General features: G+C 39.4%; 33 protein-coding genes. 3 read left to right on the top strand and 30 right to left on the bottom strand.

From position 1 onward, the window contains the following. The 17 genes from ACHCNF_RS17565 to ACHCNF_RS17485 all read right to left on the bottom strand — a co-directional run bounded on the left by ACHCNF_RS17565 (position 1) and on the right by ACHCNF_RS17485 (position 13,798). Positions 1–888 carry a branched-chain amino acid ABC transporter permease gene (locus ACHCNF_RS17565; RefSeq protein WP_408072350.1) on the bottom strand — a complete coding sequence of 296 codons (888 nt, stop codon included), beginning with the start codon at positions 886–888 and terminating at the stop codon, positions 1–3. A gap of 99 nt (positions 889–987) precedes the next feature. After that, positions 988–2,187: an ABC transporter substrate-binding protein gene (locus ACHCNF_RS17560; protein WP_408072349.1), complete on the bottom strand. Its 1,200-nt coding sequence runs from the start codon at positions 2,185–2,187 to the stop codon at positions 988–990. Between the two features lie 72 nt (positions 2,188–2,259). Continuing rightward, positions 2,260–2,889, bottom strand: a complete 630-nt coding sequence (locus ACHCNF_RS17555; protein ID WP_408072348.1) for a cytidylate kinase-like family protein — start codon at positions 2,887–2,889, stop codon at positions 2,260–2,262. 1 nt (position 2,890) lies between these two features. After that, positions 2,891–3,757: an aminotransferase class IV gene (locus ACHCNF_RS17550; protein WP_408072347.1), complete on the bottom strand. Its 867-nt coding sequence runs from the start codon at positions 3,755–3,757 to the stop codon at positions 2,891–2,893. Between the two features lie 35 nt (positions 3,758–3,792). Beyond that, the gene (locus tag ACHCNF_RS17545; RefSeq protein WP_408072346.1) at positions 3,793–4,641 is read right to left on the bottom strand and encodes a DUF4392 domain-containing protein; all 849 of its coding nucleotides are present in this window, start codon (positions 4,639–4,641) and stop codon (positions 3,793–3,795) included. Positions 4,642–4,678: 37 nt separating this feature from the next. After that, the gene (locus tag ACHCNF_RS17540; protein ID WP_408072345.1) at positions 4,679–5,464 is read right to left on the bottom strand and encodes a LamB/YcsF family protein; all 786 of its coding nucleotides are present in this window, start codon (positions 5,462–5,464) and stop codon (positions 4,679–4,681) included. A 17-nt stretch (positions 5,465–5,481) separates the two neighbouring features. Then, positions 5,482–6,297 carry a putative hydro-lyase gene (locus ACHCNF_RS17535; RefSeq protein WP_408072344.1) on the bottom strand — a complete coding sequence of 272 codons (816 nt, stop codon included), beginning with the start codon at positions 6,295–6,297 and terminating at the stop codon, positions 5,482–5,484. After that, on the bottom strand, positions 6,287–7,360 hold the full coding sequence (locus tag ACHCNF_RS17530) for a 5-oxoprolinase subunit C family protein (protein ID WP_408072343.1): 1,074 nt from the start codon (positions 7,358–7,360) through the stop codon (positions 6,287–6,289). The genes ACHCNF_RS17535 and ACHCNF_RS17530 overlap by 11 nt, the downstream gene beginning before the upstream one ends. Then, the gene (pxpB, locus tag ACHCNF_RS17525) at positions 7,302–8,069 is read right to left on the bottom strand and encodes a 5-oxoprolinase subunit PxpB (protein WP_408072342.1); all 768 of its coding nucleotides are present in this window, start codon (positions 8,067–8,069) and stop codon (positions 7,302–7,304) included. Before pxpB ends, ACHCNF_RS17530 begins: the two co-directional genes overlap by 59 nt. Positions 8,070–8,671: 602 nt before the next feature. Beyond that, on the bottom strand, positions 8,672–8,947 hold the full coding sequence (locus ACHCNF_RS17520) for an acylphosphatase (RefSeq protein ID WP_408072661.1): 276 nt from the start codon (positions 8,945–8,947) through the stop codon (positions 8,672–8,674). Next, positions 8,944–9,213 carry a hypothetical protein gene (locus ACHCNF_RS17515; RefSeq protein ID WP_408072341.1) on the bottom strand — a complete coding sequence of 90 codons (270 nt, stop codon included), beginning with the start codon at positions 9,211–9,213 and terminating at the stop codon, positions 8,944–8,946. Before ACHCNF_RS17515 ends, ACHCNF_RS17520 begins: the two co-directional genes overlap by 4 nt. A gap of 160 nt (positions 9,214–9,373) precedes the next feature. Then, positions 9,374–10,456, bottom strand: a complete 1,083-nt coding sequence (locus tag ACHCNF_RS17510) for a radical SAM protein (RefSeq protein ID WP_408072340.1) — start codon at positions 10,454–10,456, stop codon at positions 9,374–9,376. A gap of 29 nt (positions 10,457–10,485) precedes the next feature. Beyond that, the gene (locus ACHCNF_RS17505) at positions 10,486–10,731 is read right to left on the bottom strand and encodes a hypothetical protein (protein WP_408072339.1); all 246 of its coding nucleotides are present in this window, start codon (positions 10,729–10,731) and stop codon (positions 10,486–10,488) included. A 439-nt stretch (positions 10,732–11,170) separates the two neighbouring features. Continuing rightward, positions 11,171–12,271: a hypothetical protein gene (locus ACHCNF_RS17500; protein WP_408072338.1), complete on the bottom strand. Its 1,101-nt coding sequence runs from the start codon at positions 12,269–12,271 to the stop codon at positions 11,171–11,173. A gap of 42 nt (positions 12,272–12,313) precedes the next feature. Beyond that, positions 12,314–12,559, bottom strand: coding sequence for a hypothetical protein (locus ACHCNF_RS17495; RefSeq protein WP_408072337.1), 246 nt, complete (start codon positions 12,557–12,559; stop codon positions 12,314–12,316). Continuing rightward, positions 12,504–12,728, bottom strand: a complete 225-nt coding sequence (locus tag ACHCNF_RS17490) for a hypothetical protein (protein WP_408072336.1) — start codon at positions 12,726–12,728, stop codon at positions 12,504–12,506. The genes ACHCNF_RS17495 and ACHCNF_RS17490 overlap by 56 nt, the downstream gene beginning before the upstream one ends. A gap of 20 nt (positions 12,729–12,748) precedes the next feature. After that, the gene (locus ACHCNF_RS17485; protein ID WP_408072335.1) at positions 12,749–13,798 is read right to left on the bottom strand and encodes an SGNH/GDSL hydrolase family protein; all 1,050 of its coding nucleotides are present in this window, start codon (positions 13,796–13,798) and stop codon (positions 12,749–12,751) included. Between the two features lie 70 nt (positions 13,799–13,868). Between ACHCNF_RS17485 and ACHCNF_RS17480 the strand changes: the two genes are divergently transcribed. Beyond that, positions 13,869–14,477: a hypothetical protein gene (locus tag ACHCNF_RS17480; RefSeq protein WP_408072334.1), complete on the top strand. Its 609-nt coding sequence runs from the start codon at positions 13,869–13,871 to the stop codon at positions 14,475–14,477. Here the strand turns inward: ACHCNF_RS17480 and ACHCNF_RS17475 are convergent. From ACHCNF_RS17475 to ACHCNF_RS17425, 11 genes are all read right to left on the bottom strand, one after another. Next, entirely contained in the window at positions 14,377–15,141 is a 765-nt protein-coding gene (locus tag ACHCNF_RS17475; protein ID WP_408072333.1) for a P-loop NTPase family protein, read from the bottom strand. The genes ACHCNF_RS17480 and ACHCNF_RS17475 overlap by 101 nt on opposite strands. Then, on the bottom strand, positions 15,142–15,420 hold the full coding sequence (locus ACHCNF_RS17470) for a methyltransferase domain-containing protein (RefSeq protein ID WP_408072660.1): 279 nt from the start codon (positions 15,418–15,420) through the stop codon (positions 15,142–15,144). It abuts the gene before it with no gap. 31 nt (positions 15,421–15,451) lie between these two features. Next, positions 15,452–15,853, bottom strand: coding sequence for a GNAT family N-acetyltransferase (locus tag ACHCNF_RS17465; protein ID WP_408072332.1), 402 nt, complete (start codon positions 15,851–15,853; stop codon positions 15,452–15,454). Positions 15,854–16,110: 257 nt separating this feature from the next. Then, positions 16,111–17,046: a leucine-rich repeat domain-containing protein gene (locus tag ACHCNF_RS17460; protein WP_408072331.1), complete on the bottom strand. Its 936-nt coding sequence runs from the start codon at positions 17,044–17,046 to the stop codon at positions 16,111–16,113. Between the two features lie 17 nt (positions 17,047–17,063). Further along, on the bottom strand, positions 17,064–18,089 hold the full coding sequence (locus ACHCNF_RS17455; protein ID WP_408072330.1) for a hypothetical protein: 1,026 nt from the start codon (positions 18,087–18,089) through the stop codon (positions 17,064–17,066). 267 nt (positions 18,090–18,356) lie between these two features. Next, positions 18,357–18,803: an Hsp20/alpha crystallin family protein gene (locus ACHCNF_RS17450; protein WP_408072329.1), complete on the bottom strand. Its 447-nt coding sequence runs from the start codon at positions 18,801–18,803 to the stop codon at positions 18,357–18,359. A 326-nt stretch (positions 18,804–19,129) separates the two neighbouring features. Further along, positions 19,130–20,005, bottom strand: coding sequence for a hypothetical protein (locus ACHCNF_RS17445; RefSeq protein ID WP_408072328.1), 876 nt, complete (start codon positions 20,003–20,005; stop codon positions 19,130–19,132). A 243-nt stretch (positions 20,006–20,248) separates the two neighbouring features. Then, entirely contained in the window at positions 20,249–20,419 is a 171-nt protein-coding gene (locus tag ACHCNF_RS17440; RefSeq protein ID WP_408072327.1) for a GNAT family N-acetyltransferase, read from the bottom strand. A gap of 12 nt (positions 20,420–20,431) precedes the next feature. Continuing rightward, positions 20,432–20,887 carry an NUDIX domain-containing protein gene (locus ACHCNF_RS17435; protein WP_408072326.1) on the bottom strand — a complete coding sequence of 152 codons (456 nt, stop codon included), beginning with the start codon at positions 20,885–20,887 and terminating at the stop codon, positions 20,432–20,434. A 29-nt stretch (positions 20,888–20,916) separates the two neighbouring features. Next, complete coding sequence (locus ACHCNF_RS17430; RefSeq protein ID WP_408072325.1) at positions 20,917–21,459, bottom strand: flavodoxin domain-containing protein; 543 nt, start codon at positions 21,457–21,459, stop codon at positions 20,917–20,919. After that, positions 21,456–21,935: a MarR family winged helix-turn-helix transcriptional regulator gene (locus ACHCNF_RS17425; RefSeq protein ID WP_408072324.1), complete on the bottom strand. Its 480-nt coding sequence runs from the start codon at positions 21,933–21,935 to the stop codon at positions 21,456–21,458. The genes ACHCNF_RS17430 and ACHCNF_RS17425 overlap by 4 nt, the downstream gene beginning before the upstream one ends. A 369-nt stretch (positions 21,936–22,304) precedes the next feature. Between ACHCNF_RS17425 and ACHCNF_RS17420 the strand changes: the two genes are divergently transcribed. Both ACHCNF_RS17420 and ACHCNF_RS17415 read left to right on the top strand, forming a co-directional pair. Continuing rightward, positions 22,305–23,465 (top strand): leucine-rich repeat protein, encoded by a 1,161-nt coding sequence (locus ACHCNF_RS17420; protein ID WP_408072323.1) that lies wholly within the window; start codon positions 22,305–22,307, stop codon positions 23,463–23,465. A 14-nt stretch (positions 23,466–23,479) separates the two neighbouring features. Further along, positions 23,480–23,884 (top strand): zinc ribbon domain-containing protein, encoded by a 405-nt coding sequence (locus tag ACHCNF_RS17415; protein ID WP_408072322.1) that lies wholly within the window; start codon positions 23,480–23,482, stop codon positions 23,882–23,884. A gap of 642 nt (positions 23,885–24,526) precedes the next feature. Here ACHCNF_RS17415 and ACHCNF_RS17410 read toward each other — a convergent pair. Together ACHCNF_RS17410 and ACHCNF_RS17405 are read right to left on the bottom strand one after the other, a co-directional pair. Beyond that, positions 24,527–24,919 carry a hypothetical protein gene (locus tag ACHCNF_RS17410; protein WP_408072321.1) on the bottom strand — a complete coding sequence of 131 codons (393 nt, stop codon included), beginning with the start codon at positions 24,917–24,919 and terminating at the stop codon, positions 24,527–24,529. A 90-nt stretch (positions 24,920–25,009) separates the two neighbouring features. After that, positions 25,010–26,287 (bottom strand): ATP-binding protein, encoded by a 1,278-nt coding sequence (locus ACHCNF_RS17405; protein WP_408072320.1) that lies wholly within the window; start codon positions 26,285–26,287, stop codon positions 25,010–25,012. Between the last annotated feature and the right edge of the window lie 205 nt (positions 26,288–26,492).

The raw sequence follows: 26,492 nt of genomic DNA, 5'->3' as shown, positions 1-26,492 counted from the left end.
TTAAACTTTCTCACTTATTACTTTTCCAAGAAGGCCTGTAGGCTTAACCAGAAGCACGAATATCAGAATAAGATAGGTTACTGCCTCATAGGTTCCGGGAAGCATATATACCTTAACCAGAATCTCTACTATTCCAAGTAAAAGCCCGCCTATCATAGCTCCCGGGATACTGCCGATTCCTCCAAGTACAGCGGCTACAAATGCCTTTAAGCCAAGGGATATGCCAAGCTCATTTTTTATGCTGACATAAGAGGTTGTGTACATCATGGATGCTATAGCTGCAAGCCCTGCGCCAATTGCAAAGGTAGTTGTAATAATCTTGTTTACATTTATTCCAACCAGTGTCGATGCAACCTTATCTTCAGGTACAGCTCTCATGGCTTTTCCAAGCTTTGTATATCTGATAAATAATGTAAGAACCCCCATAACCACCAGGCCTATGATCAATGTAAGGATTGTCTGTCCCGGAATCCCTGCTCCAAGGAAATTGATAGTCGGAAGATTAAACATGGGAGGTACATTTCTTGGTGCGGATCCAAATACGACCAGTGCACCGTTTTCCAAAACAAGGCTCATTCCCAAAGCAGTGATAAGTGCCGTTGTTGGTCCCTGCCCTCTTACCGGCTTATATGCGATCTGTTCTGTGAGAACTCCCACCAATATGCATACGCCGATAGCAGCCACAACCGCAAACCACAGCGGAAGCCCAAAATAGCTCATAACCGGTATTACATAAAATAATGTAAATCCGCCAACCATGATAAAATCACCATGCGCAAAATTTATCATTCTGATGATTCCGTAAACCATGGTATAGCCGAGAGCTGTTAACGCATATATGGAACCAAGGTTTAATCCATACATCAAACTCTGAATCAATTTAGTCATCTGCTCTCATCTCCATTTCTTATATTTTTAAAAACAGAGAGCTCATAAAGAGCTCTCTGACTGAAATCTGTTGCTTCGTTGCAAAGCTTTAAGTCGCTATTAGAAACTTCCGTAATATGTAAGTGCACCATTATCAAAGGTTTCAATTGTGAATGGCTTAACTGCATCACCATTCTCATCATAGGTAATGGTACCGCCCATGCTATCGTAACTGATCTTCAAAAGTGCATCCTTAACAACTGAAGGATCATCACTTCCGGCTTCCTCCATAGCCTTAACAAGCATTTTTACTGAGTCGTAATAAAGAGAAGCAACTGCATTAAGTCCATCTTCACTTCCGTATTCTGCCTTGTAATCACTTACAAAATTCTTTACCTCATCTGTATCAGCTGAAAGATCTACGTGAGCCAGATAGTAAGTATTTGCAAACTTATCTTCATATCCTGCGGTGTCTGTTCCGTCCCATGCATCACCGCCCATGATCGGTCCGTCAAATCCTGCATCACGCGCCTGCTGTATGAAGTTCGGAACTGTATCGTAGTTGTTAGGATAAATGATTGCTTCTGCACCTTGCTCAATAGCCTTTGATATCTGTGCTGTGTAGTCCGTATCTGTTTCAACACAACCGTAATGCTCGTAAGTTACATCACCTAAAGTATCAAGATAACCTTCCATCTGTTCTGCAAGTCCTGCACAGTAATCCGAGTCCTCCGCTACTACGATTGCCACATTCTTGGCTTTAAACTCCTCTGTTGCCAGCTTTGCAAGTGTAGGTCCCTGGTTTGCATCTGAGAAGCATTCTCTGAAAATATAATCACCTGTCTTACATATCGCAGCGTTTGTTGAATATGGAGTGATAACAAGCATTCCGCTGTCCTGAGCTGATTCTATAAAGGACATTGTGCAGCTTGATGAGCAGGAGCCGATCACTGCACTGATATCATATGATGCACAGTTGTTATATGCACTTGCTGCTTCAGTAGCATCGGACTTATCATCTGCAAATACCGCTGACTCCAGCTTATAGCTTTTTCCGTCAAGCTTTACACCACCGGCTTCATTTATCTGCTTGATCGCCAGGTTATATCCGTTGATAGCTCCTTTTCCCCAGCTGGCAAAGCTTCCGGTAAGTGGAGCAATTCCGGCAATAGAAATTGTTCCATCAAAATCCCCCTCGACTTCTGCAGTGCTTGCAAGCGGTGTGCTTTCATCCTTAACGGTCTCACCACAGCCGGCAATCATTGCTCCACACATAGCAACTGTTGATAATAGCGCGATACCTTTTCTCATTCTTTTCATAATATTCTCCTCCTATTATGTTGTTTGCGTATCCGTAATTACCCGAATATGCATTAATCTATGTGAACTGATCTACGCTGGCTGCTGTAAACCAAATTTCACTTTTACATAATTCTCTATAACATCAACACATCTGTCTCTGCCAACCCTTGCACTGTTTAATGTCATGTCGTAGTTAACCGGATTAGTCCAGTAATTCCCCTTTGTGTAATATTTATAATAATCAGCCCTGTATTTATCGGTCTTTGATATAAGTCTGTGGGCCTCCTCCTCGGTAACTCCAAGCTTTTTTGTGATGGATGCAACACAATCCTCTCTTGGTGCTTCTATATAAAAGCTGGCAACATTACAGTAGTCTTTTAATACGAAATCTGCACATTTTCCAACAACTATGAATGAGGTGTTTTTTGCCATCTCCCTTATAATCTCGCTCTGGATATTGAAAAGATTGATATCCGACGTAAACCGCTTGTCAGAGGGCTCAGCCACATAGTTAAAGGGAACGCCTCTCAGTATGGGGCTTTTATTTACCTTTTCATCAGCCAGATTGAAAAGTGCCTCGCTTATTCCGCTGCTCTCGGAAGCCATTTTCAATATTTCCTGTTCGTAGCAGGGGATGCCAAGTCGCTGTCCCAGCTTGACTCCGATTTCCTTTCCTCCACTTCCGAAGCCTCTTGCTATAGTGATTACATATTTCTGCATATCATCCACACTTTCTGACATTTCTTTTTATATCAGTAGCTTCGATTATCTCCTGATATAAAGCATCCCTTAGTCTAAATAATGTCTCTCTGTCCTTACCTCCGACAGGCTTTCCATCCAGTTCATCAACATACATACAAACATTTGAGGATGAAGTAACTATAATCTCATCTGCATCCCACAGGTCTTTCAGGTAATAAGGTGTTTCACTTACACCAATGCCCAGCATTTTACACATTCTGACCAGATGCGCTCTGGCAATACCGGGAAGAATAAGTTCATCTGTAGGAGCTGTATAAACTATTCCGTCTTTTATTATGTGGCAGTTACAGTGAGCACATTCTGTTATTCGACCATCCTTTCTATAGAGGATTGTCTCATCAACTCCGGCTTTATATGCCTTTTCCGCATATAACACCGACGGCAGAAGGTTCAGGGTTTTACAGTTGCAGTAATAGAATCTCTTATCCTCTGCAGTCACACACTTGATAGGCTTTTGACAGTCATTAAGCACTTCCGGCTTTATCATGACCCATAAATTTCCCGGTCCCTTATCATATGTATGGCTTCTTATACCTGTTCCTCTTGTGCAGGCAAAATACACGAAATTCCCACCTGTATCCATCTTCAATACCAATGACTGAAGAAGATCCTTTAACTCACTTTTCGAGCAAGGTATCTCAATATCCAGCAGCGCAGCCGAATTAAAGAATCTGTCAATATGCTCATCAATTGCAAAAAGATAGTAGTTCCTTGAAGGTCCGGCATCATACACTCCATCACCGAAAAAGCATACTCTGTCGTTGAACGGAATAGTCATCTTATCCAGTTCGTCATACTTTCCATTGTAGTAACCTAACGTTTTCATTTATAATCGCCTCCTCTATATTTATGGAACTGTTTCTAAATAGGAACAGATTCCTCAGTATGCAAAGCATCCAGAATCTCATATTCAATACTCATATTTTTTCCATCAACACTGACGCTCCTGTCCTTGGTAACTCCATCGATGCTTCCGATGGAAACTGTCTTTTTTATGAAGGATCTGACCCATTCATATTTTGGTACAAGCTCTATTCCGCTAAGCTTTCCCAACGCAGTAACTATTCCGTATGCTCCCCAGTTTGAAACGGAAGCGATAACAGAAATGTCAGCAGGAATCACACAGGGCTCAAGGGAAAGCTTTCTGGAAATTACTCCTGCTATTTTTCCCATGCCGATCTCATTTCCTCCATCACCAACTCCTATAGTGGGAACGATTCCCTGGTATCTGATGAACATCTCATCTATCGGAGCTGTGTGTTCACTGATGTCTTCACCTCTCATATTTGCGTAGTATCCAAATTTATTACGCCCGCATCTCTCAACAGATATCATTCCTTTGGGCTTATATTTCTTCACAATCTCATCGATTTTGTCTTCACCTGCCATAATATCTATATAGATGATCCTGATATTTTCATTATCAAAAAAGCCTCTGCAATACTCGTCCGTTATTATCACCGGTGTATAGCCAAGCTTTACCAGTGCATGTGCCAGCGCCACTGTTCCTACCGGTCCATCTGTTTCAGCATATCCCGCAACATAAAACCCGGTTGTCAGAAACACATATCCCTTTTCCCAGGACAAAATCTCTCTCGCTGCCTTTGTACAGTAATCTTCAGACAGATAAAATCTGATATCTGACATACCTCTATTGGAGTGCCTGAGAATAATGTCTTCAATTGTTTCGTTCTCACTAACACTTTTCATATCCGGTCTCCTCAAAATATATTCGATCAAAAGTCTTTTAAACTGCGATACGATGTTCCTCTATCACATCCCTGATAGAGGTCACCTCCACATGCTCACGAATGAGTGCTTCGTGTATTTTTCTTGCAAATTCAACGGCTTTTACCCCATCTCCATGAAGGCAAATGGAATCGGCCTGAACGTGAACCCTGCCACCTGTGATTGTCTTGACCGTGCCGGTTTTTACCATGTCTATCACGCGGCTTATTGCCACATTATCGTCTGTAATCACTGCCCCGCTAAGACTTCTGTCTACAAGTGTTCCGTCATCGTTATATGCCCTGTCGGCAAATACCTCGCTGGCAACCTTAAGACCTGTTTCCCTTGCTGCTTCTATCATGAGACTTCCGGAAAGTCCGAGTAAGATCAGGTCCTTATCAACCTCACTTATTCCCTCAGCAATGGCTATTGCAAGCTTCTTGTCCTTTGCTGCCATGTTGTACATAGCACCGTGCGGCTTTACATGTGAAAGCTCCACATCATGTGATTTACAGAAAGCATACAGGGCACCGATCTGATACTGAACCATTGCTTTAAGCTCTCTGGGAGATACAGCCATCCTTCTTCTTCCGAATCCTACAAGATCCGGGAATCCCGGATGTGCTCCGATGCTCACCTTGTACTCCTTTGCCATGCTTACGGTTTTATCCATGACAATAGGGTCAGACGCATGAAAACCGCAGGCAACATTTGCTGAAGATATATATTTGATAACATCCTCATCCATTCCGCATTTATAATTTCCAAAGCTTTCACCAAGATCGGCATTTAAATCAACCTTCATAACCAGCCTCCCAATTTTCAGTATTTTAATCTCACATTCTTTACATCAGTAATAAACATGTGCCCGGGTGAATGCGTTATGCAAAAATCAGGCTTGGAATTCATTACCACAGCCTGAGGAGTAACACCACAGGGCCAGAACACCGGGATTTCTCCATCTCTTATCTCTACTGAATCCCCAAAATCAGGTTTGTTTATGTCCTCAATTCCTATTGCCTTAGGATCACCTATATGTACCGGTGCTCCGTGAACCTTGGGCATCTCTCCGGTTACAAGGACCGCCTTTGTAACAAGTTCATACGGTATTGGCCTCATGCTTACAACCATTGAGCCGCTGAAAATTCCTGCTTTTTTACAGTTAATATTTGTCAGATACATAGGAACGTTACAGCCCATTTCGATATGCCTTACCGGAATTCCAGCTTTCAGCAATTCCTCTTCAAACGAAAAACTACAGCCTATAAGGAAGCTAACCAGATCATCTCTCCAGTACTTCTTCACATCTGTGTATTCCCCTGTAAGAACTCCATTTTCAAAAACTCTGTACTTGGGAATATCACGCCTGATATCTGCTCCGTTAGCCACCTCTCTTATCAGTACTTCTCCTGCCTCAAGAACTTCGAGTATAGGACAGGCTTTGGGATTTCTCATGGCAAATAGCAGAAAATCGTAGGTATATTTCTTTGGAAGAGAAATAAGATTTGCCTGTGCATACCCTTCGCACATGCCACTTGTCTGACCTGTAATTGTGCCTTCTCTTATGAGCTGTCTTACTTCTGCCGGTGCAACAGCCGCGTATTTATTTGTAGATAACTGAATCTTTTCATCTTGCATGAATTGCCTCCGGATAATAAATCATCTCCAGCCTTGGATTTGCTTCATATATACTTGTCAGTAAATCTAAAAAATTCCATTTCTGAACATCCGCTATATCTACCTGCTTAAATCTGATAATGTCCCCGGGCCTTGCCTGTGCCAGGAACTGCAAGTCTTCACTAACCACAGTTGCTATTTTTGCATACCCTCCGGTAGTCTGATGATCTGCCATCAGGATTATTGGCATTCCGGATGATGTGACCTGAATTGATCCAAAGGTTATTCCATCTGATACGATGTCCGTTGATGCATTCGCCTCTATTGCTTTTCCGTCAAGTCTTATTCCCATCCTGTCAATGTCAGTAGATACCTTATAGGAGGTATTAAAAAAATCTATCATTCCGTTTTCGGTAAAATAATCATCCTGTGGTCCAAGTATCACTCTCACCTCAATCTCTGAATTGTATTTCTGAGGAGTAGCTTTTCTTTTTAATACTCGTCTTATCTTATGTGATGAATATCTGACATCTCCTGTATCAAGTATGTCTCCGGCCTGAAGCTTTCTTCCTTTATATCCACCTATCTCGCACTTTATATTTGTGGATCTGCTTCCCAAAACTATCGGAACGTCAACACCTCCTGCAAATGCCAGGTAAGCTCTTATACCGTTTTTTGCAAATCCGAATTTTAATGACTGTCCACTTTTTGCCAGATAGGCTTTTCCTCTTGAGACTTTTTCGCCATCCAGCGTAGCGTCCATCTCGGCACCCATATAACCAAACACTGTATCTTTATCAAAAAGCACTTCCGGTCCCATGAGTGTGATTTCCAACGCAGCCTCGCCCTTTTTATTTCCTACCAGATAATTTGCTTTTCTATATGAATTCTTATCCATGGCACCGGATTCACTGATTCCGGAATCCATATATCCAAATCTGCCCTCGTCCTGTACAGTTGTCATTGCTCCGGGATTTAGTATCTTTATACTCATAACCTCATCTCCTCCCGCCATCTGTCCTGATTTATTCTTCATATTCCATCCTGTAATGATGAAGTTCAATTTCTCTTCTGATATCATCATATTCCTCTCTTGAAACAGGCTTAAATCTTATGTATTCTCCTGCTTCGCAAAGGATAGGTTTTTCTCTTTTTATGTCATAAAAATCAAGCGGTGTACTTCCTATAAGTCTCCAGCCTCCGGGCGAATCCACCGGATAAACACCTGTCTGTGAACCTCCTATCCCAACAGACCTTGCGGGAATTTTTGTCCTCGGAGTTTTCAATCTTGGAATGTTTATCCTTTTATCAAGACCTCCCAGATAAACAAAGCCAGGGAGGAATCCAAGCATGAATATTTTGTATTTCATACCTGAGTGGATACTTACTATCTCCTCCTTCGGAATATTCAATTCCTCAGACATTTGTGAAAGGTCAGGTCCATAAAGGTCGTCGTAGCAGCACGGAACGATAAGTGTCTTATTATCTTCCGCTGCATTACTTTTTTGTTCATAGTCAATACTTTTCACTATGCTTACAAGTCTTATGTAGGAGATCTTTTGGGGATTGTAAAAAACCATCAGGCTTCTGTACGTTGGAAGTATTTCTCGTACTCCCCTTATTCTCTTATCTTTTATTGATGCAGCCATGGAAATAACCTTGTTATTTACTTCATCATCTATCGTTTTCCCAAACTCGATGACCATTGCTTCATCGCCTGCAGGTAAATATCTGACTTCCATACCATCACCATCCCCATTAATGCCGATGGCGAGGATATCCTTTATTGACATCCTCGCCATTAAAAAATTAAAGGCGAGGAAATTTCATGAATTATGAAACGTCCTCGCCTCGCTTTTCGATATTATTTTTAAAACAAAATAGGGCCATGCATCTATGCACAGCCCCTTTGCTTGAAACAGATAATACACCCATATAAAAAAAATTGCAACACCTTTTTTTATTTTTGATAAAGAGGTAAATTTGACTTTCCAGACCTGATGCACATGAATCTATGCCTTCCGGTATTATGCATTCACTGTCCTTGATAAAAAAATAAAGCAATAAAATTATAACAGAGATCAATCTGCAGGACTAAGTGCATAGTTTTTAATAATCCGTGAGAAGTGACCGATTAGTCTTGCAAAAATACAGTCAGTTCTATGTTTGCTTTGCCTAAAAATATAAGAAACCGCATAAAATCAGGCTTTGCAAAAACTAAAAAAACCAGACATTATGCGGTTACTTTTACATGTATAATAATAAGCAAAAAGTGTGCACTAGCCTTTGCTAGTAACGTATTAACGATATAGCGTGCATTTATATACTAGAATATACCCAATAGGGTGTAATATTGCGTATTTTTTTATCTTAAGCTCACGTGAAATTGCTCCAGCTAATACCTTATTTGAAAAGTACTCTCATCCTCCAGCGGTATCGTAGCTTTTGTCATATCCAGCACATCTATGTATCGTCCACTTTTTACCTTTTCTATGAACAGTTCGATTGTGTCACTGTCTCCCTGGACCTCCACAGTTACTGAGCCATTCCACTCATTTTTAACCCAGCCTGTCAGCCCGTACATGGTTGCTGTATGATATGCAGTGTATCTAAATCCAACTCCCTGCACGTATCCTTTAAAATTTAAATGTACTCTGATGATTTCTTTCATATCCAATTGTAGTCTCCGCCTGTTACAGCCAGAGATAAAAGTGCATCAATTCGCTCAACCTCTTCTTTTCCCTCGACAACCTGAATTAGCTTAGCTGTTTCTTTTACTATGGGCATTTCCTCGTCGGGGCCTATTTCCATATCGGGCTGTTTACCGCAGTACGGGCATACTATACTCGGTCCTACTTTTGTGGATAAAAATCTGTTTGCACATTCACTGCATTCATAAAAGCCTGCAATTGTGGTTTCATCTGGTACGTAATACATGATATGTGTCTCCTATTCAAATTATTCTACTCTTTTCAAGATAACACTCATGAAAATATGCTTCAAGCCGATTAATCACGCGCGACATCTGTATCGATAGTTATCTCTCTCATTTAAAAAATTCCCCGAGTTTTCATTTCGTTCAGAAGAGTTTTGCCAATCAATGGGCTACCAGGCTATCAATCAGGCAAAGACGCTGCTTTTTATTGGTGAAATCCCAGGTGTGAAATGCTCCTCCCATGCAGTACTTGCGACTTTCGCAAGTAGCACATTTCTCGTTGTCGTCAGCTCTGTCACGGCGAAAAGCCTTGAATTCATTTTTCCAGATATCAGAAAATCTCCTGTCATGAATATTGCCTTGAATAATCCCGGGCTGTTCCCTGTCGATATCGAGACAGCCGTAAACATCTCCGGTTACTGTGATACTGGCAACCGTAACTCCGGCCATACAGAAGAAGTACCAATCTCTCACTTCTCTTTCATATTCGAGGCCAAGGTAATGGCAACAGCCATAGGTAACCGGTTCATTGTCAGCTCTTTTGCTACGGATAAAATCCATAATATATCGCTGATCGTTATCAGTAAGAAGAAGCTCAGGATGTTCAAGCGCTCGCCCAATAGGCTCAATGCCCATAATGCGCCAGCTGTCGATATAAATATCGCGCATTATCTCATAGAGAGCATCTAATTCTGATATAGTCTCGTGGTTAACAACAGTTGTCACCATAATACTGTCAAAGCATTGGAGGTCAATAAGGTTCTGAATCCCTTCCATTGCTCTTTTATAGCCGCCCTGTAGCCCTCTTATCCTGTCGTGTGTCTCAGGTAATCCGTCAATACTTATCGAGATGGTGTTCATTCCGCATCTCTGAAGCATTTTTGCAACCTCAGGTGTTATAAGAATTGCATTAGAAGTCATCCCCCATTTAAAGCCCAATGAATGAGCATAGCTCATAACCTCTTCAAAATCAGGGTACAAAAGTGGCTCTCCTCCTGTAACATTAATTTGAGGTAGAGAGCCTTTAAAATCTTCTTTTATCTGAACTAAAATATCTTTCCATTCCTGCGGAGCCATCTCCTCAGAGCGCACATCACCACATCTTGAACCGCAGTGCCAGCAATGTTCGTTACAACTTAGCGTAAGTTCAAAGAAAAGCTGCTTAAGAATGGGCTTTTCAAAAAACTTGTTCCGAACGTCTGCCTGAAGATCAAGATGAGATAATTTCATTTTGTTCTTATTCATTATTGTTTCCTTAAAGTATATTATTGCAATCAGTCAGCTACCGGCGGGCCATATACATCTTCCGGCTCAGGATCGGGATATGTATCATCAGTATAATCCATAGAATCTAATGTATTAGCATTATTCTTAGGATCATCCTGTTCTACAGATGCGCCATTATTACTGTTTGTGAAATTTTCCTCTACCGGTGGGCCATAGCCACAAGCCGCGCTTAGCAGCATGCTTGCCACACTGACAGTGGTTGCAATAACCCCCTTTTTATTCATCTTTTTCATGTGGAACTCCTTCCAACTGTTACATAAAATGATAGACTATTTTGTCGCTTTTTGAAAGCGTATTGTTCGTTTCCTAATTCATTAATAGGCGAGGCCAGACAATGCTGAGCTCTGGAACGTCTCGGCACCACCTGGCCTCTGTTGTTTTCTTATGTGTGGGTAAAGGTGTTCCTTTCCCCGTATCAATATTTTAAGATATCTTAGTCTTGGATTTATATCAGCAAAAGTACCAAAAACAGCTGTTACTGAAAGATAGTTACAGTTCAAACCCTAGCTTGAGATGAGAAGACCGGTAGACTACACTTGATTCATCAAGTCAATCTACCGGCCTTTTGTCTATCGAAGATCTTCGATACGCTGTCATACACGCTGGATTCTGGATCCTGTCTTAATGACAGAAGCATAAGACTCACTTTCTATACGAAAATGAGTATGTTTTTTATCCAAGAGATTCCTTTTGCATGTAATCAGAGAACCTAAGCCAATCAATTTTAATCTTCCTTGCATCCCATTCATTATTTAATCTTTCAAATTCATCCTCAGTAATCTGACTTTCACTAATGCGTGAAGCTTCATCGATGTCAGTGTATGAATCTTTTATATGTACCGGTTCTTCCCAATATCCAAGGAACTCATCAGATATAAAGGCATTGGATCCCCATCCATATTCTTCATGTATCTCGATATTCGAAGGATCATAATGTAGCCTGTCGGTTCCCCAATTGGCAGCACCTCCGCTTCCTGTTTCATAGATATATCCATCTGATCCAAGCCAGTGTAGATCCCTGCTTCCGCCATCACATATTTGTAAAAGCTTACCATCTATAAGAGCATATGCCCTTTCAAAGTAGTCCTCGGGAATCCATTCTGCATCAGCATCGCTAACAACGCCAAAGATGATTTCGAAATTACCATCGCTGTTAAGATCAACATAGGTATAGCCCACGTTTTCGAGGTTAAAGTTATAATCCATTTCATAATATGAGCCGGTATTCATGACAGCCGTATCGTCCTTATCTTTAAGAACAAGGCTTCCTGCGGTATATTTCCCATTTGCATTAAAGCTCTGGTTCTGCCACTTCATCACTTCATTATATGACTCAACTATCTTGTCAAAAGCTCCTTCATAAAGCTCGTCATACTTTTGGATAAGGGCAGTATCTGACATTCTGTAGACATAGGTACCATTTTCTTCTTCCAGATAGGTTCTGTCATATTTTCCTTCTTCCGGTCCTCCAACTGCCCCAGCTTCTTCAGTAGCACTACTATCTTCTATGATTGCGTCGCCGTTTTCTTCGCTTTCAGTATCAGAATCACTTACCATATCCTCGGAAAGCTCTGTGTCAGCTTCGGTGGATTCTTCCACAGGTACTTCTTCTTTCTCAGCACTGCCTTCAGCTACATCTTCTGTACTTTCTGCTGTTACCTGCTCTTCAGCCTTTGGCTCTGCTTCATTAGCATTTCCTGCAGGTGTATTTGCACAGCCAGAAAAGACTATTGCAGCTCCTATGATCATCAAAGATAATCCTCTTTTTATCACTTCTTCTCTCCTTCCAAAATGATAAAACATCATTCCAAAAATTTAATCTATCGTATCATCATAAAGCTCAAGTTCTTTATCTTCTTCATGCTTTGGCGTAGCATGACTTCTAATAGTCTCCTTGATCTTACTCTTTACGCGCTTTTTTGCCTTTTTCTTTATGATATGGATAATTATGCCAATAATAACAGGAGCAAGAACTATCGCTCCTACCTTAATTCCAAGTTTTATCTTAAGCCACATGAGCTCTTTCTTTTTCTTTTCGATGGCTTTGCTGATTTTTCCCATGAAACACCTCCATCTGCACATCAAGATTCCCAGAGCTTACCAGATTCATGTTATCTGCTATTTTTCTGGCAGGTTCCGAAATATTCTTTTCCAAAATATCGGACAGTCCCCAGAAAAGAAGGTAGGTCACAATTATGCTGGCCATGGTGATTAACGTAACCTTAACCAATCTTTGCTCTTCCTATATTCTTATGTCTGGGGCAATAGTTTTCCAAGGCAGTCCGAAAGTACTTCTGCCGCTATACGATGTCCTTCCGGATCCGGATGAAGCCTTGCACTTACGTGAATACCTGTACAATCCGGGAGATGTAGATATACAACGTTATCATCATTTTCTGCATTAAATGTATCTATGATCTCAGATACATACTCTTCCATATCATTTCCCAGCATTCCATATGCCCAGATGATCTTGGATTTAGGATTATTTTTCCTTACAGCTTTAAGGAAATCGATTCCGCAGGTTCTAAAATTCTGCAGGAATTCATCTTCGCTCCATTTGTCCAGCTTCATTGCACTACTGTCATTCGTGCCGAGGTTGATGATAACGGCATCCTTCTCATTATCTGTAAAGTTCCAACTATCCATGCATCCCAGCTTTTTGGCATCTTCAGCTATCTGCGCAGCACATACATAGGGATATACCTTCGGAAGTGAGCACTCGGTACTACCATCCCAGGAAGCAAACAGGCCCTGTCCGCTCTGACTTAGAATGCTGTAATTCGCATCAAGCATTTTTGCAGTCATATATGCATAGGTGTTTACACTGTCAAACACCGTGGGAATCCATTCTTCACGCGTAAGAGCAAACGCACCCTCGCCTGATGTAATGCTGTCACCCACAAATTCAAGGTTGTACTTTCTCTTCGTCACCGGAAGGAACTCCCCGTCAGTGTCAAAAGAGAATATTTTGATCACAGAGGCACACTCCTCCATCATGGACTGAGTGCTTCTCGCGATCCTGACATTAGTAGCATGAGCCTTATCAAAGCCGCGCATTATCTGATATCTGTGCCTGCCCTCCATCAAGGGGAAATGCATTATTCGCGCATCATCAATAAAAACATCCAGCCACAACTCAAGCGTTCCAAAAGTAGCCTCTATATCTGCATACAAATATCCGGCCTTTACATTTACTTCTATTCCGCTTCCGGTCCAGAACAATGCCGTACAATCATCTAATGAAGAACATCTTCCCCATATACGCTTATTTTCTATTTCTGATAATTTATATTCCATTTTCCATATCCTCCAAAAAACATCAGTTACTTTAAAATTGTAATTCTGAGTACCATATATAGCAAGAAGTATGCGCAAAATATCACGTTTATATATATCAAAAAACAATTTGAATACATTTTGGGTCAAAGAATGTTATAATGATTGCCCGAGGGGAAAAGTTTTAAGGGGCAGTTTCCTTGGAAATTGCAAGAATCTGAAGTATGTGGACGGTCCCGCTAAAACAAACCGCAAATTCTATTATAATGCGGATACTAAATCAAAATATCAGATTGGAAAAGTAGCACTAGACGATAACAAGGATGGCAAACCTGACTCAGGTGCACGCTACGATTACTTTTTGCAAGAGTCAACAATCCACCGATACCTCTTCGTGGACCACATTGATAAATCAGAAAAGGATAAAGATCCTGAAAAAGACCCTGATCCCGTAGACGGTTCCGATGAGGAAAACTCTCCTTCTGCAAGGGTTGATAATCCTTCTGCAGATGGCCAGTCTCTTCTTCCCATGACTGTCACTATTAACGGTGTTACCTATTATAAGGAGCTTACCATCACTATAAGGCATATTTTGTTTCTTAAAGCCGATACTCCTTCGACTTCAGAAGCGTATACATCCCATCAAACACTTCCTCGCAGATTCTTATCTCCAGCTCCTGTCTATGCGCAAAATGATTGATTAGGCTCTCATAGCCCGACACTCCCTTTTCCTTTGCATAAGGAGAATTGTCAAAATATCCCATCATCAGCGGAAACCACATCTCGTTGCCTTTATCATCCGACCTTTCTTTCCTTATTATGTCGATATTAGATGAAATGTCGTCGCTCTGAAGATACATTATTCTGTACTCTTTTCCGGAAAGCGCATCTCTTACATCCTTATAAAAATCGACAATCTGTTGATCACTTGCTTTTTGGAACAAGATCATATCCTCAACAATGTTTTGAAAAATGGAACACTCAAAGATATTCTTATCTCCGTTCCAATTGCGAAGCCTTCTTAGAATAATCTCCTTAAAAGCTTCCTGCTCAAGATTCCCATTATAGATTTCATATTTCTCAAGATCCTTATGAAATCCCGGAATGTCTGTAAGAATTCTCGTGTAGCAGATAATCATGTGATCATCTTCTTCAAAGCTTTTCTCTTTTATCTCATCCCTGATGGCATCATATTTTTCAAGAATCTCGCTATAAGTCTCCCTATTAACATAAGCGCACCACGCAAGCTCCACAGGCGAATAATCACCTTCGCATATATCTTTATAATCCGGATATTTTTCCGACAGACATCTTACAAGTGTACTCTTCCCGCTTCCCTGAAGTCCTTCTACAAAATAGTTCATTCAAACTTCCTTTCTAACCTGTTTCCTGTAATTATAAATAATCCCACCTTCAATGCTCTCATGGCTAAGCCATTCAAAGCCTCTTGATGTCAGCTCACTGTCCGGTCCGGTGCGCTTAAACTCATCATCTCCGTTGCAGATAACAAGCCATCCGCCATCCTTTGTGATACGTGTAATCTCAGCAATCTCTTCCTCATAAAAATCGCCAATTACGTGTCCGCTCAGAACAACATCAAAGGTGTCATTTTCATGAGGTAGGCTCAAAACCTCTCCATCCAGTTTTTTAACATTATTCTCAAGAATCAGATCATCAAAACCTGCAGATCAGATTCACTGAATCAGGTAGATCCTCATCTATAAATCCGGAGTCGACAAACCCGCACTTTTCATAGACTCGAAGTGCAGGCGCATCTTCCTTGTCCACACACACCTCTACATGATCATAGTGATGCTCCTTCTTCAGCTCATCCAAAATAAGCATAAGTGCCCGGGTTCCGTAGCCTTTTCCCTGATATCTTTTATCAATCATGAACTGCTGCAAATCATACCCAAGAGGTTCATCCGTAAACTCCCGGACAAGAGCCACACCTATAACCTTGTCAGAATTCACTTTGTCATTCTCACTTCCAAGCGAATTATCACTTTCAAGACTATCCGACTCTCCATTCTTTATTCTTGTTTTTCTAAGCGCCTGGCAAAAATCTGTATTCACTTCATTTTCGCTGACACCTACCAATAATTGTATGGAGACCTGGGGTGTGGATAAAAAAGAAAAACCGTGACTAATAAGCCACGGTTAAAAGACTGCTTTTAAAAATCCAAAATCAGAAAGCACAAACCGAGGTCATCATACTGTATTCATTTGCATTTCTCTTTGTCATTATGAACATACTGATTACCTCGCTTTCTTTTAGATTTGTAACACAAAATTAAAGTTATCAAATTTCCGATAATAAGTCAACTCTGAAATTACTTGAATTTAGCCTTCTTTGATGCGCCGGCCTTTTTCAGCATACTCTTATAGGAAGATCTCTTGCTCTTTGGAAGAGAGAACTTTACCTTCTTGGGAGTAGCCTTAAATGCATCATAACCCACACGCTTAAGCTTAGTGCTCTTTATTGAAAATGATTTAAGAGATGTGCAGTTCATAAAGGCAAGCTGCTCGATATACTCAACTTTTGATGATATCTTTACGGTTGCAAGATTTGCACAATCTCTGAAAGCGCTGTCTTCAATACTTGTTACTGACTTAGGAAGACTTATGCTTTTTATACCTGAAAAAGCAAAGGCAGAACTACCGATTTTGGTCACACCATTAGGTATCTCTACTGTATCAAGATTTTTACATCTGCTAAAGGTACCGCTCATTATTCTTCTCACTTTAGAAGGAACCTTTAATGTTGTGATGCCTGATCCGGAAAAAGCAGAGTTTCCAATATAATAAATCCCGTCAGGAATATTTATATTTGTAAGAGATGTACAGTCATAGAAAGCATATGCATCAATATACTTTGTTGAGTTTGGAAGTACTACTGTCTGAACGCTGCCTGCATACTGACAACCATATATCCTCTCTATACCCTCTGAATATATTACCTTCTTAACATTTTTCTTATCCTTAAAAAGATTGTAAGCGATAGGCTGGCTCATATCTTCATAGAGATGAAGCTGTCTGCCGTTGTATGTAATTGTTTTAGGAATAGTAATCGTAGCAGCATTAGAGCGAAGCTTAGAGATTGTAAATGCATTGCTGTCCGGATATACATAGTACTCAAATACAGAATCCTTATATGAAAGCAGGAACTCAGCCTTTGCTTCTATCCTTCCCGGTCCTGCTATAAAAAATAAAATACACGCAAGTGCGCCAAGAATGCCTAAACTATATTTCTTCATTTTGTTTTTCATTTGTTTCCCTTTCAATATTAGTCGTTACGCCAGATTTTGGACCCTTTTTTAGTTACTTCCCACACAACAATATTATGGGCGGTATATGTAGTACCGTTCTTTTTGTACTTGGGTCTGATGGAAACGTAGTATGTCTTATTTTTCTTTATCTTTTTCTTGTGGCACTTCTTTATGGTGACTGAATCATTTTTACCCTTAACGGTAGCAGCCTTCTCATAGCCACTTGTTCTGTTTTCGGAAATATAAATATCATAGCCTGTGGCGCCATCTACCTTATACCAGGATAAAGAAAGCTTTCCGTTTTTGAGTGTGCACGCTCTTTTCTTGGCCCCACGTACAATATCGGGCTGATCAATAATATAAGTGGTAACACTCTCACCGTAATAATCCTTTAAGTTAATTTCAGCTACAGGTGTAAGAACCAGCTTCTTAACACTGGGGAAATCCTTATATTTTGTATAAAAATCAACAGTACCCGCATAGGTGTTATTGCCCACTCTACCCTTGTCAACAAGCTCATCCTCGGCGTTGTAAAGTGAATACTTATATTCGTTGACACCGGATCTGTAATCCACCTTTAAAGTAGTACTTATAGTACTGTATGCATAAGCCTTTACTCCTGTTGGCTTATCCGGCAGAGTAGTTATCATATGTCTGAATGTATCATGTTTGTAGTCGTTATATCCAAAACATATATAATAACTCGTTCCCGGCTTAAGATTATTGAAAGTATAAGTATTGCCTGAAAGCTTGCAGGAAATACCATTCTTACTATTAGCCTGCGCATTGGCTGCATCAGCTGCTTTAATAGTCTCCATACCTTTGGTAATCTCACAGATACCGTAGCGGATCGTTTTTACTTTTTTTACCAAATTCGGGTGTAACTCAACAGTGACAGAAGTCATAGTCTGATCTATTTGCGCTATGTCATCCACTCCAATAGCCGCTTCAGACTTAAAGTTTGTGGTCATGAAGACCATGATGATTCCGATGACCATCACGATACGTGAGAGCACAGGAATAATTTTAGAAAATTTCCCCATTTCTTTCTTCTCCTCCTTTTAAGACATCGCCTGATGTATGTTTGTCCCCTCAATCTTTTCATTATACTTTAATTACTTTGATAAAAAAATAGCTTTTTGCATTTCAACACTATGGGTATTCCCGATAGCACCGTCTGGCCTCTATGTAGGGGCTCCCTTGCTGGGCCCTAAACATCATAATAAATAAACTCCTAAAAAATCCTCCCGGAAATGTATGCATTCCGGGAGGATTTTAGGAGTTTATCTATGAGAAGATGCCTTATCTTTTCATGCTATCTGAATATGCTTCTTTTCAGGAAGCTTAGGCTGTTCCTTTTTAGGAATCATCAAAGTGAGAACTCCGTGTTTGAAGGATGCCTTTACATCATCTTCTGTGATCTGCTCTCCAACATAGAAGCTACGCTGCATGGATCCTGAGTACCGCTCCTGCCTTATTAGTCTGCCCTTCTTATCACTCTTATCATTGTTCATGTCCTTTGAAGCGCTGATAGTAAGATATCCATCATTTAATTCAAGGCTGATATCCTCTTTGGCAAAACCAGGAAGGTCAATGCTTACTTCATACTGATTGTCCTCTTCCTTAACATCAGTCTTCATCAGCCTGTCGGCATGTCTTCCATAGAGCTTACGCTCCATGTTATTCAGTTCTCTGAAATCAGGGAAATTAAAAAGATTGTCAAATAGATTTTCTTCAAAAATACTTGGTGCTAACATAGTTTTTTCCTCCTTTGCATCAAAAACATTTATTTTTGAGCATTGGGACGGAGGGAGGGAGCCACCTCAGCAAAGCTGTTTCTAATGTGGCGACCGATATGTCGCCGACCATCGGGAGGGGGCGATTCCACTCTTTGGATCATTGGAATTCATAAGTCCTAACGGTCTTCTCTGTTCCTTTGTTCTATATATGGTATAACACCAAATTAGCACTCTGTCAAGTAGAGTGCTAATTATTTTTTAGTTGTTTAACCCCTCCCAAAAATTAGCTACTTTTTCTGCAGCTTCTCTTCCTTTTTGTTCCCAATCTGTAGATATCAGCCTTCTTAATCCTGAATTAAAGGATTTGAAAACATTGCTACATCAACAACTTTTCTGTTGTAATCCTTCTCATAGAACTGAATACGATCTGATAATGTGTAGCCCTTATCTGTGCTGTAATCATATCCTGCATCGATGATGTTGCCTGTTGAATCAAGAAGAAGCGCTGTTACATATCCGGGCATCATGTAGTCATCTGACTTAACAGTATAGTCCACTTTGTAGTATCCATCACTATCTGTTGAGAGGTACCAGTCACCTTCCCAGTATGTGCTTGTTTCGTATACATTCGGAAGTTCAATGCTGTCCCAGTAGATTTCGCCGGTAGGTGTGTTGTCACAATATACTGACTGTACTATTGTATTGCCGGGTCTTATAGCTGCCTCATAGAAAGATATATCAGCAACTTCCTGTCCGCTCTTACCCTTAGCATAGCCTTTTGCTGAGAAGGTTACATCCTCATCATAAATATTTGTAATACCTATTAAAAGATAAGGAGAGTCACTATGCTTATAAGAAGCTACAGAAATAACGATTCCTTCCATATCCTTGGGTGAGTACTGTACGTCCCAGTTAACCTTATTGTAGTCGGTATCCAGTTTGCTCATAATTGATTCCTGCTCCGATGTGAGATATGAGCTCTTGGATACAGTCTCCTTTTCCTTTGTAAGTAAAGTCTTATTACCGGAAGTTGACTTCTTCTCAGTTGATGTGCTGCTTCCTGTAGTTGTTCTGCTCTGAGTAGTTGTTTTGCTCTGTTCCTGTGACTTAGACGGATTGTAGAAACCTGCTGCAGATACATTAACACTGCTTGTTGCTACACTGAAAATTGTAGCTGCCATACAAATAACACCCATAACCTTTGAATACACTCTTTTCATACCTTTTTTCCTCTTTTCTTTATCATTTTTTAATTTTTATATTTCGCTGTTTTATTTGCGCCTTTACCTTATATACAGGCGGGGGAGGAAAAATGTTGCAAAGATTTAAAAATATTTTTAAAAAATTTTTTTCTCGGATAATTTTTCTTTTTATAAATGAGAGAGCTTTTCCGTGGTAAGCGGTGTTATATGAGCACATAGAAAGAATCACCTGTGTCACAATGGCCACGGTGATTCTTTTATTTATAAGATCATTTGGATTTCTGTTGCACCAAGACTTTTGAGATCTTTTTCACTTCCATCTTTTTTGAATCCATATTTCTCGTAAAAACGTATGGCTCTGGGGTTATCTTTTAGAACCCAAAGTTCTTTATGAGAATAATTTTTTAGTTTTTCTAAACCAACATCCCTCAAAGTTTCTTATCTTCAAAAACGAAAATATCTTACTTGTGCAAGTTGTACCGCATCATCAATCATTTCATTGCCTGCACGATCAGAATACTTAAGGTAATCTTTTACCCTATCAGCAGCTACCAGCTCTCTCCCATACACTTTTCCTGTAGCCGGATCAATATGACTCTCATAAATATCTTTTATCTTCGCTATCATTCTTACCTGAGCATACTTATCCGAATTATCCTCCACCAATAAATACCCGAGATAATGGATATCTTCCAGTTCAATATTTAATTCTTCAATATATTCCCGTTTCAATGTCTCTTCAAAAGTTTCAGCATTTTCAGGCTTTCCACCGGTCAATTTGTATTTTCCGTCCTCAATCCTCAAGACAACCAGGTTATCTGCTGAAAATACTACTCCATAAACCTGTTTTACCGGTAACTGGTCAGGAACAGAATCCTTAAACCATGTAAAGTCAGCCATAATGCAATCCCCATAGTATGATTTCCATATTAAGAAAAAGACGGCAAGTTAAGATACTCTACGATAGGTTCTATGTACTTTACATCAGAGATGTCGTAGGATGAAGCACATTTCTCGGCCATTCCCTTTTCTTTTTCAGTAGCATTTTTCTTGTTCTTTAGGACTGATACAAACATCTTCATGGCAAGCTTGTATTGGGGCTTCATTTTTTCATAGTTAAAGCCTCCCTGACAATAGAATACTCTAATATACTTCTTCTGCTCATCTGTAAGAACATTCTGAAGAAAAACCTCTACATCCGGATTGTCATTAGGACTGCCACCCACGCAGAACATAGCCAGGCGCTTGTTCTTCCAGTTAACAGCTTTTTCAAGAAACCACTTACATTTTACAATATTTCCTGCCATTGCCCAACCGCCGTAGCAGATTGCATCATATTTCTCAAAAAAATCTGCACTCTTCTTCTGCGCATCCTTAAGTTCAAGCAGATCTCCGCTCATTCTCTCTGCAAGCCACTCTGCGTATCTCTTGGTAAAACCTGTCTGTGATGTGTAAATGATCAGTGTTTTCATAATTCGCTCAAGTTCCTTTCCATTTTCATGATAGTTTGTATGGCAGTCTGCAGGCTCTTTTCATCAATCCCATCAAAAATGCGTCCAATGACGTACTGGCTCTGCTGACCGTTGTTATCGTTCTGTTCCAGAAAAGTCCTGCATTTATCTGTGACAAAAATCCGCTGCTTTCGCTTGTCTTTTTCATCGGGAACAGTTGTGACAAAGCCTTTTTTCTCAAGCTTCAGCAGAATCTGCTTCACATTCTGATGAGAGCTGCCCATTACTTCCGAAAGCTCATTCAGTGTCGGAGGTTCCTTGCAAAGGTTGATACAAATTATGGCAAAGAACTGTTTCCAGGTAATTTCCTTGAAATATGCATCAGCTGCAGCCTGATATCTGTTATCAAACGCGCTGAGTAATCCCAGCAAAAAAGGCTGTGGAGGCATATCTCCAAAATTTACTTTTTCGATATTCATCACTTCATCGTAGTTCATATGAGCTCCTTTTAATAATATGTAATATATTACCTATATAAACAATGTAATATATTACATATTATTTGTCAACTCATTATGCACAAAAAGCTCCGGCATTTTTACCGAAGCTTTGAAATAATCTTCAAATTGTTTTTTTTGCAAATCACGTTTCTCCCATCATGACACCAAACGACACGGCAAGGGCTTCCAGGGACTCCTTGACAGATATTTTAAATAAATCGATATTATAAAATAAGTGAGAGAAACTGTCGCATTAGTTTATAGCGCGGCAATTTTTTCATGAATATAATAATCGACTTGTGATATAATGATTGACTATGAGGGAGCCTGCCATAGTGCAGAATAGAAAAATTAGGGGAAATGAAAATGAAAAAAATCTTGGGGAATCTTTTACTCTTTATCACATCACTTATGTGTGTGATAGTCTTATTTGGATGTGTATCCATAAATTCGAAAGCAGCAAGGAAAGTACAGCCTGTTAAGGATCTAAAATTAATCGATGATAGATATCATTTCAAAACGGTTACAGATGGATTTTACTTCTTTTTTGTATGCTATGAAAATGAAGATGGGGAAATAAAATGTCTTGATCGATGTACTATTGGGACACTTAAAAAAAATAAAACAATAGATAGTGCTGATTTGAATTTGTTCTATAAGTATGACAAGCTTGGGAAGATCATATTTTATGTTGTTGGAAGTGATGAGGAAAAAAATACATTTAATAGGGATGAGTATCTTAAAACTTCAGAATATGCTGTATCAAGTTACCAGACAACTGTAAAAGAAAGAATGCCACAGCCTACCGGAATCACAACTAAAATAGATGAGAAAGATGGAAAAAAATGTTGGGTAGTAAGCTGGGCTGATGATGGATACGGACATGTTTTAAGATATTCCAATGTAAAAGATTATTATTTTACATCCAGTATGAATAAAAAAGTAAAGTTTAGAAAAATAGATTGGGATGTAGAAGAAGTTACTTTAAAAACTTCTTCATGTGATCTGAATAAATATGCTAATTCAGAGGTGGTCACAATTAAAAGACCTACCGAGGATTCAGATGATGAAACATCAAAAAATATTCCTGCAGATGAAAATGCTAATACAAAAGATAAAGTAGATGCGGTAAGTAAGCTGCCTATGACAGTAACTATTGATGATATAACTTATGACATCGATGTTAATGGCAATGCCTGCGCAACAAAAATCGCATCAAAAAAGAAAGCTGTTCTGGATGTTGTTACAGTGGATGGTACAACTTATCCTGTCACATCTATAGCTAAAAATGCCTGCAAAAACAATAAGAAAATAAAATCTGTGAAGATTGGCAGTAATGTTACTTCTATAGGAAAAAATGCCTTTAAAGGTTGTAAGAAACTTAAAAAGGTTACCATAAAAGCGAATAAATCCCTGAAAATAGGCAAGGGTGCTTTCAAGAAGATTAACAAAGACGCTAAGATCAAGATTAAAGGTGTAAAAGGTAGTAAAAAGAAAAAGCTTATAAAAGCAATAAGTAATCATTAAGGGGAAAGTTTTTTATGTTAATTATTTACGGATCAAGGACGATAATCAAGAACTATAAAAAGGATGTTTTTCTAAATTGCCCTTACTGCGGAAGACAGGGGAATTTCAGACTGATGAAGTCTCGTAGGGCGTTTACTCTATTTTTCATACCTACCTTCATTAGATGGAATTACCATTATTATTTAGAGGATAGAAACTGCGGTGCTTTATTTGAAATCAGCAAGGAAATGGGTAAGGATATCGCAAAGGGCAGACAGATAGATATCTGGCCGCAGCAGATGAAGCTTGTTCAGGTTAAGAAGCCAGGAACAGCCTACGTTTATGGCACAGCAAATAAGAAGATCTGCAGTAGATGTGGAACACAGGCACCTTCTCAGAATATATTCTGCACTAAGTGTGGGATGAAATTTACTGCATAATAATTATTTTAATATTACCGCTAAAACGATATAGTTTTGTTTCATCACTGAAATCCTTAAGGTCAGTCATTTACCTTATTATAGATGTTTTTAAGAGGCTGTGTTTTGCTTAGATAAAATTTCACATTTTTTACACAGGTTAGCCACTTTTTCTTACGATTTTATCGTTATCATATAACCATCAAAAAGATAAAACCTTTTGAAACTCCCTCATAAGAACACAAAAACTTTTCTTCAACGCATAAAGCTGGCGACTCCGTGACAAGGCGCCAGCTTTCCTCATTCTATAGTCATCTTTCCTCTGATTATAACTTAAATGAAATAGTAAATTCCAGTTTCAGAAATTATCGATAAAATGCGGATTTAAATTCCGCTTAGGCACCTTAACAACTTCATATTTTTGCCATATAATGAGCCCATAAGCACCCAGATATTTAGTTATTTGCATCCGAAGTCGCTACTATTTCCAATAGATATCAAAATACTGCTGTGGACCTTCAAAATAATGCGTCCATCGTTATCACATTATCAAAAAAAGTGCTATATTCATTATATTTGAGTCCATAGGTCGTTATCAGTGTATTGTGTATCACTTTACAGGATTTAATCTCTTTTTCTAATAAGCCTTCTCTTCCTTATGACCTAACCCCTCGGTTTTATCATATTTCCAAGCATTTCAAGCGCCTTTTTGTAGGATTCTGCCATGGCACCGGGGCTTTTTACTTCAAATCCAAGTCCTGTCAAAGTCTCAGTTTCGCTGATCTCTGCCATAATTATTGTCTCGTTTTCTGCTAAGTGATGCATTTTGCAGTAGTTTACGACATCGTCCAAAAAGCTTACTCCGTCTGCTCTGTCCATGGTCTCTTCAAACAGCTCACCATGCTCATTCAGCAAGCTTATATCATTTTCAGACTCTATCACTATGACAACCTTCGAATGATATCTTTCCCTGAACATCTTTATCTGTTTGGTCAGGATATCCCTGTCAGCATCCCCATAGCATACAATTATGTTTGTGTACTTATTTCCGTTCATCTTAATATATATCTACCTATAATTATTACTGAAAATCTGCCGTACCCTGATGGATATGATTTTCCCTGCCTCTCTAACACATAAGCGAGGTTATGATACATCCGTTTTACCCAGTAAATATTTGTAAACGGGCACTACTTCAATTATATGGTCACCTTTAGTAATTGTTCGTTCTTCCTCATTGGTCACTATGATAAGGCGTTGTATACCTTCTGTCTTTTCAGCAAAAGATATGAGGCTTTTAGTTTCTCTGTCTTCTGCAGTCTCCAAACTATATGCAACCTGAATAGCACAGTTTTCTTCGGGAAGGTAGAAATCAATATCTATTCCTGTTTGTGATGATTTGAAATAGTAAACCTCTTCGCCAAACCTGCGCTTTAAATACACTGCTACTGTATTTTCCAAAAGCACAGATGGTTTGTCTACTAGGAACAATGACAAAAGGCCATTATCGTAAAAATAGAACCTTGGTGTGCTCTCTTTTTCTGCAAACTTAGAGACATAATTCCTGTTTCTAAACAGAAGATATGCATTTTCTGCGTAAGAAGTATAATCTATCATGGAGTCTGTTGATGTCTTAATTCCGGTTGCTTTTACGTTTCCAGCCAGTGTATTAAAAGAAATCTCATGCATCACTGTCTCGGCTATTTTCTTTATCATAAGTCTGAGGGCCATCTTATTATTAATTTTTTCACGTTCTATAATGTCCCCAAGAAGGACCTTCTCATAGACGCTCTTAATATATTCTCTTTTGTTTGTTAAAAGCTGCGCTTCAGGAAAACCGCCACTCGAAATATACTCCTGGCATCCTCTGCGAACCTTTGCAACTTTAGAAGTCGTCAAAAGTGCATTATCATCATGTGCTATCTCCTTGTAGTCAAGAGACTCGCTAAGAGAAAAGGGCATGATCATTTTGGACAGATATCTGCCTCCAAGAACTTTTTCCATCTCAGAGCTAAGCATTTTCGCGTTACTTCCGGTTATATACACATGTTTTTTCTGATCTGCCATTCTCCTGGCAAAATGTTCCCATCCATCTATGATCTGGATTTCATCAAAGAAATAGTATATTTCTTTGGCATCTGTAAGTTCATAGGCAGTCTCGACTATGTCATTAAAATCATCCTTAGTGAACCCCAAAAGCCTGTCATCCTCGAAATTAACATAAACTATCTGAGACCAGTCACACCCTGCTTCAACAAGTTCTCTGGCAATCTTATATAAAAGAGTCGATTTTCCAGCTCTTCTAAGTCCCACCAAAATATAATTTACATTTTTTTCTAAATCATAGTCACGGTCTATGATCTTCGCATCTTGTATTAACTCAATCTGCTCTAAAATGACCTGCTTCAAGACATTGTGATTCATAGTACCCTCCCGATTATCATATACAAACGATACTTTACATTTATTTTATCGTGCGTATACGATAAAATCAACAATTTTAATTGTTAAAAGTTATACCATTTACAATCCTTGTACAGATCAGGTATTTCATCAATATCTCCAGCTTTCCTCTGATTACAAAAAATTAATAAACTGTTCGATTGAAACATATGTTCTGCGGTGGTAA

This window comes from Butyrivibrio sp. NATIVEDY162 (genome assembly GCF_045999815.1).
In the GTDB taxonomy this organism is placed as follows: domain Bacteria; phylum Bacillota; class Clostridia; order Lachnospirales; family Lachnospiraceae; genus Butyrivibrio.
The sequence above is the reverse complement of the archived record's forward strand: the minus strand, read 5'-3'. Positions and strand labels throughout refer to the sequence as shown.

What these genes read in the sequence shown, in the direction of transcription:
- ACHCNF_RS17565 (WP_408072350.1), bottom strand. Translation starts at nt 888, where the DNA reads ATGACTAAATTGATTCAGAGTTTGATGTATGGATTAAACCTTGGTTCC.
- ACHCNF_RS17560 (WP_408072349.1), bottom strand. Translation starts at nt 2,187, where the DNA reads ATGAAAAGAATGAGAAAAGGTATCGCGCTATTATCAACAGTTGCTATG.
- ACHCNF_RS17555 (WP_408072348.1), bottom strand. Translation starts at nt 2,889, where the DNA reads ATGCAGAAATATGTAATCACTATAGCAAGAGGCTTCGGAAGTGGAGGA.
- ACHCNF_RS17550 (WP_408072347.1), bottom strand. Translation starts at nt 3,757, where the DNA reads ATGAAAACGTTAGGTTACTACAATGGAAAGTATGACGAACTGGATAAG.
- ACHCNF_RS17545 (WP_408072346.1), bottom strand. Translation starts at nt 4,641, where the DNA reads ATGAAAAGTGTTAGTGAGAACGAAACAATTGAAGACATTATTCTCAGG.
- ACHCNF_RS17540 (WP_408072345.1), bottom strand. Translation starts at nt 5,464, where the DNA reads ATGAAGGTTGATTTAAATGCCGATCTTGGTGAAAGCTTTGGAAATTAT.
- ACHCNF_RS17535 (WP_408072344.1), bottom strand. Translation starts at nt 6,297, where the DNA reads ATGCAAGATGAAAAGATTCAGTTATCTACAAATAAATACGCGGCTGTT.
- ACHCNF_RS17530 (WP_408072343.1), bottom strand. Translation starts at nt 7,360, where the DNA reads ATGATGATATCAGAAGAGAAATTGAACTTCATCATTACAGGATGGAAT.
- pxpB (WP_408072342.1), bottom strand. Translation starts at nt 8,069, where the DNA reads ATGTCAATAAAGGATATCCTCGCCATCGGCATTAATGGGGATGGTGAT.
- ACHCNF_RS17520 (WP_408072661.1), bottom strand. Translation starts at nt 8,947, where the DNA reads ATGAAAGAAATCATCAGAGTACATTTAAATTTTAAAGGATACGTGCAG.
- ACHCNF_RS17515 (WP_408072341.1), bottom strand. Translation starts at nt 9,213, where the DNA reads ATGTATTACGTACCAGATGAAACCACAATTGCAGGCTTTTATGAATGC.
- ACHCNF_RS17510 (WP_408072340.1), bottom strand. Translation starts at nt 10,456, where the DNA reads ATGAATAAGAACAAAATGAAATTATCTCATCTTGATCTTCAGGCAGAC.
- ACHCNF_RS17505 (WP_408072339.1), bottom strand. Translation starts at nt 10,731, where the DNA reads ATGAAAAAGATGAATAAAAAGGGGGTTATTGCAACCACTGTCAGTGTG.
- ACHCNF_RS17495 (WP_408072337.1), bottom strand. Translation starts at nt 12,559, where the DNA reads ATGGGAAAAATCAGCAAAGCCATCGAAAAGAAAAAGAAAGAGCTCATG.
- ACHCNF_RS17485 (WP_408072335.1), bottom strand. Translation starts at nt 13,798, where the DNA reads ATGGAATATAAATTATCAGAAATAGAAAATAAGCGTATATGGGGAAGA.
- ACHCNF_RS17480 (WP_408072334.1), top strand. Translation starts at nt 13,869, where the DNA reads ATGCGCAAAATATCACGTTTATATATATCAAAAAACAATTTGAATACA.
- ACHCNF_RS17475 (WP_408072333.1), bottom strand. Translation starts at nt 15,141, where the DNA reads ATGAACTATTTTGTAGAAGGACTTCAGGGAAGCGGGAAGAGTACACTT.
- ACHCNF_RS17460 (WP_408072331.1), bottom strand. Translation starts at nt 17,046, where the DNA reads ATGAAAAACAAAATGAAGAAATATAGTTTAGGCATTCTTGGCGCACTT.
- ACHCNF_RS17455 (WP_408072330.1), bottom strand. Translation starts at nt 18,089, where the DNA reads ATGGGGAAATTTTCTAAAATTATTCCTGTGCTCTCACGTATCGTGATG.
- ACHCNF_RS17450 (WP_408072329.1), bottom strand. Translation starts at nt 18,803, where the DNA reads ATGTTAGCACCAAGTATTTTTGAAGAAAATCTATTTGACAATCTTTTT.
- ACHCNF_RS17445 (WP_408072328.1), bottom strand. Translation starts at nt 20,005, where the DNA reads ATGAAAAGAGTGTATTCAAAGGTTATGGGTGTTATTTGTATGGCAGCT.
- ACHCNF_RS17435 (WP_408072326.1), bottom strand. Translation starts at nt 20,887, where the DNA reads ATGGCTGACTTTACATGGTTTAAGGATTCTGTTCCTGACCAGTTACCG.
- ACHCNF_RS17430 (WP_408072325.1), bottom strand. Translation starts at nt 21,459, where the DNA reads ATGAAAACACTGATCATTTACACATCACAGACAGGTTTTACCAAGAGA.
- ACHCNF_RS17425 (WP_408072324.1), bottom strand. Translation starts at nt 21,935, where the DNA reads ATGAACTACGATGAAGTGATGAATATCGAAAAAGTAAATTTTGGAGAT.
- ACHCNF_RS17420 (WP_408072323.1), top strand. Translation starts at nt 22,305, where the DNA reads ATGAAAAAAATCTTGGGGAATCTTTTACTCTTTATCACATCACTTATG.
- ACHCNF_RS17415 (WP_408072322.1), top strand. Translation starts at nt 23,480, where the DNA reads ATGTTAATTATTTACGGATCAAGGACGATAATCAAGAACTATAAAAAG.
- ACHCNF_RS17410 (WP_408072321.1), bottom strand. Translation starts at nt 24,919, where the DNA reads ATGAACGGAAATAAGTACACAAACATAATTGTATGCTATGGGGATGCT.
- ACHCNF_RS17405 (WP_408072320.1), bottom strand. Translation starts at nt 26,287, where the DNA reads ATGAATCACAATGTCTTGAAGCAGGTCATTTTAGAGCAGATTGAGTTA.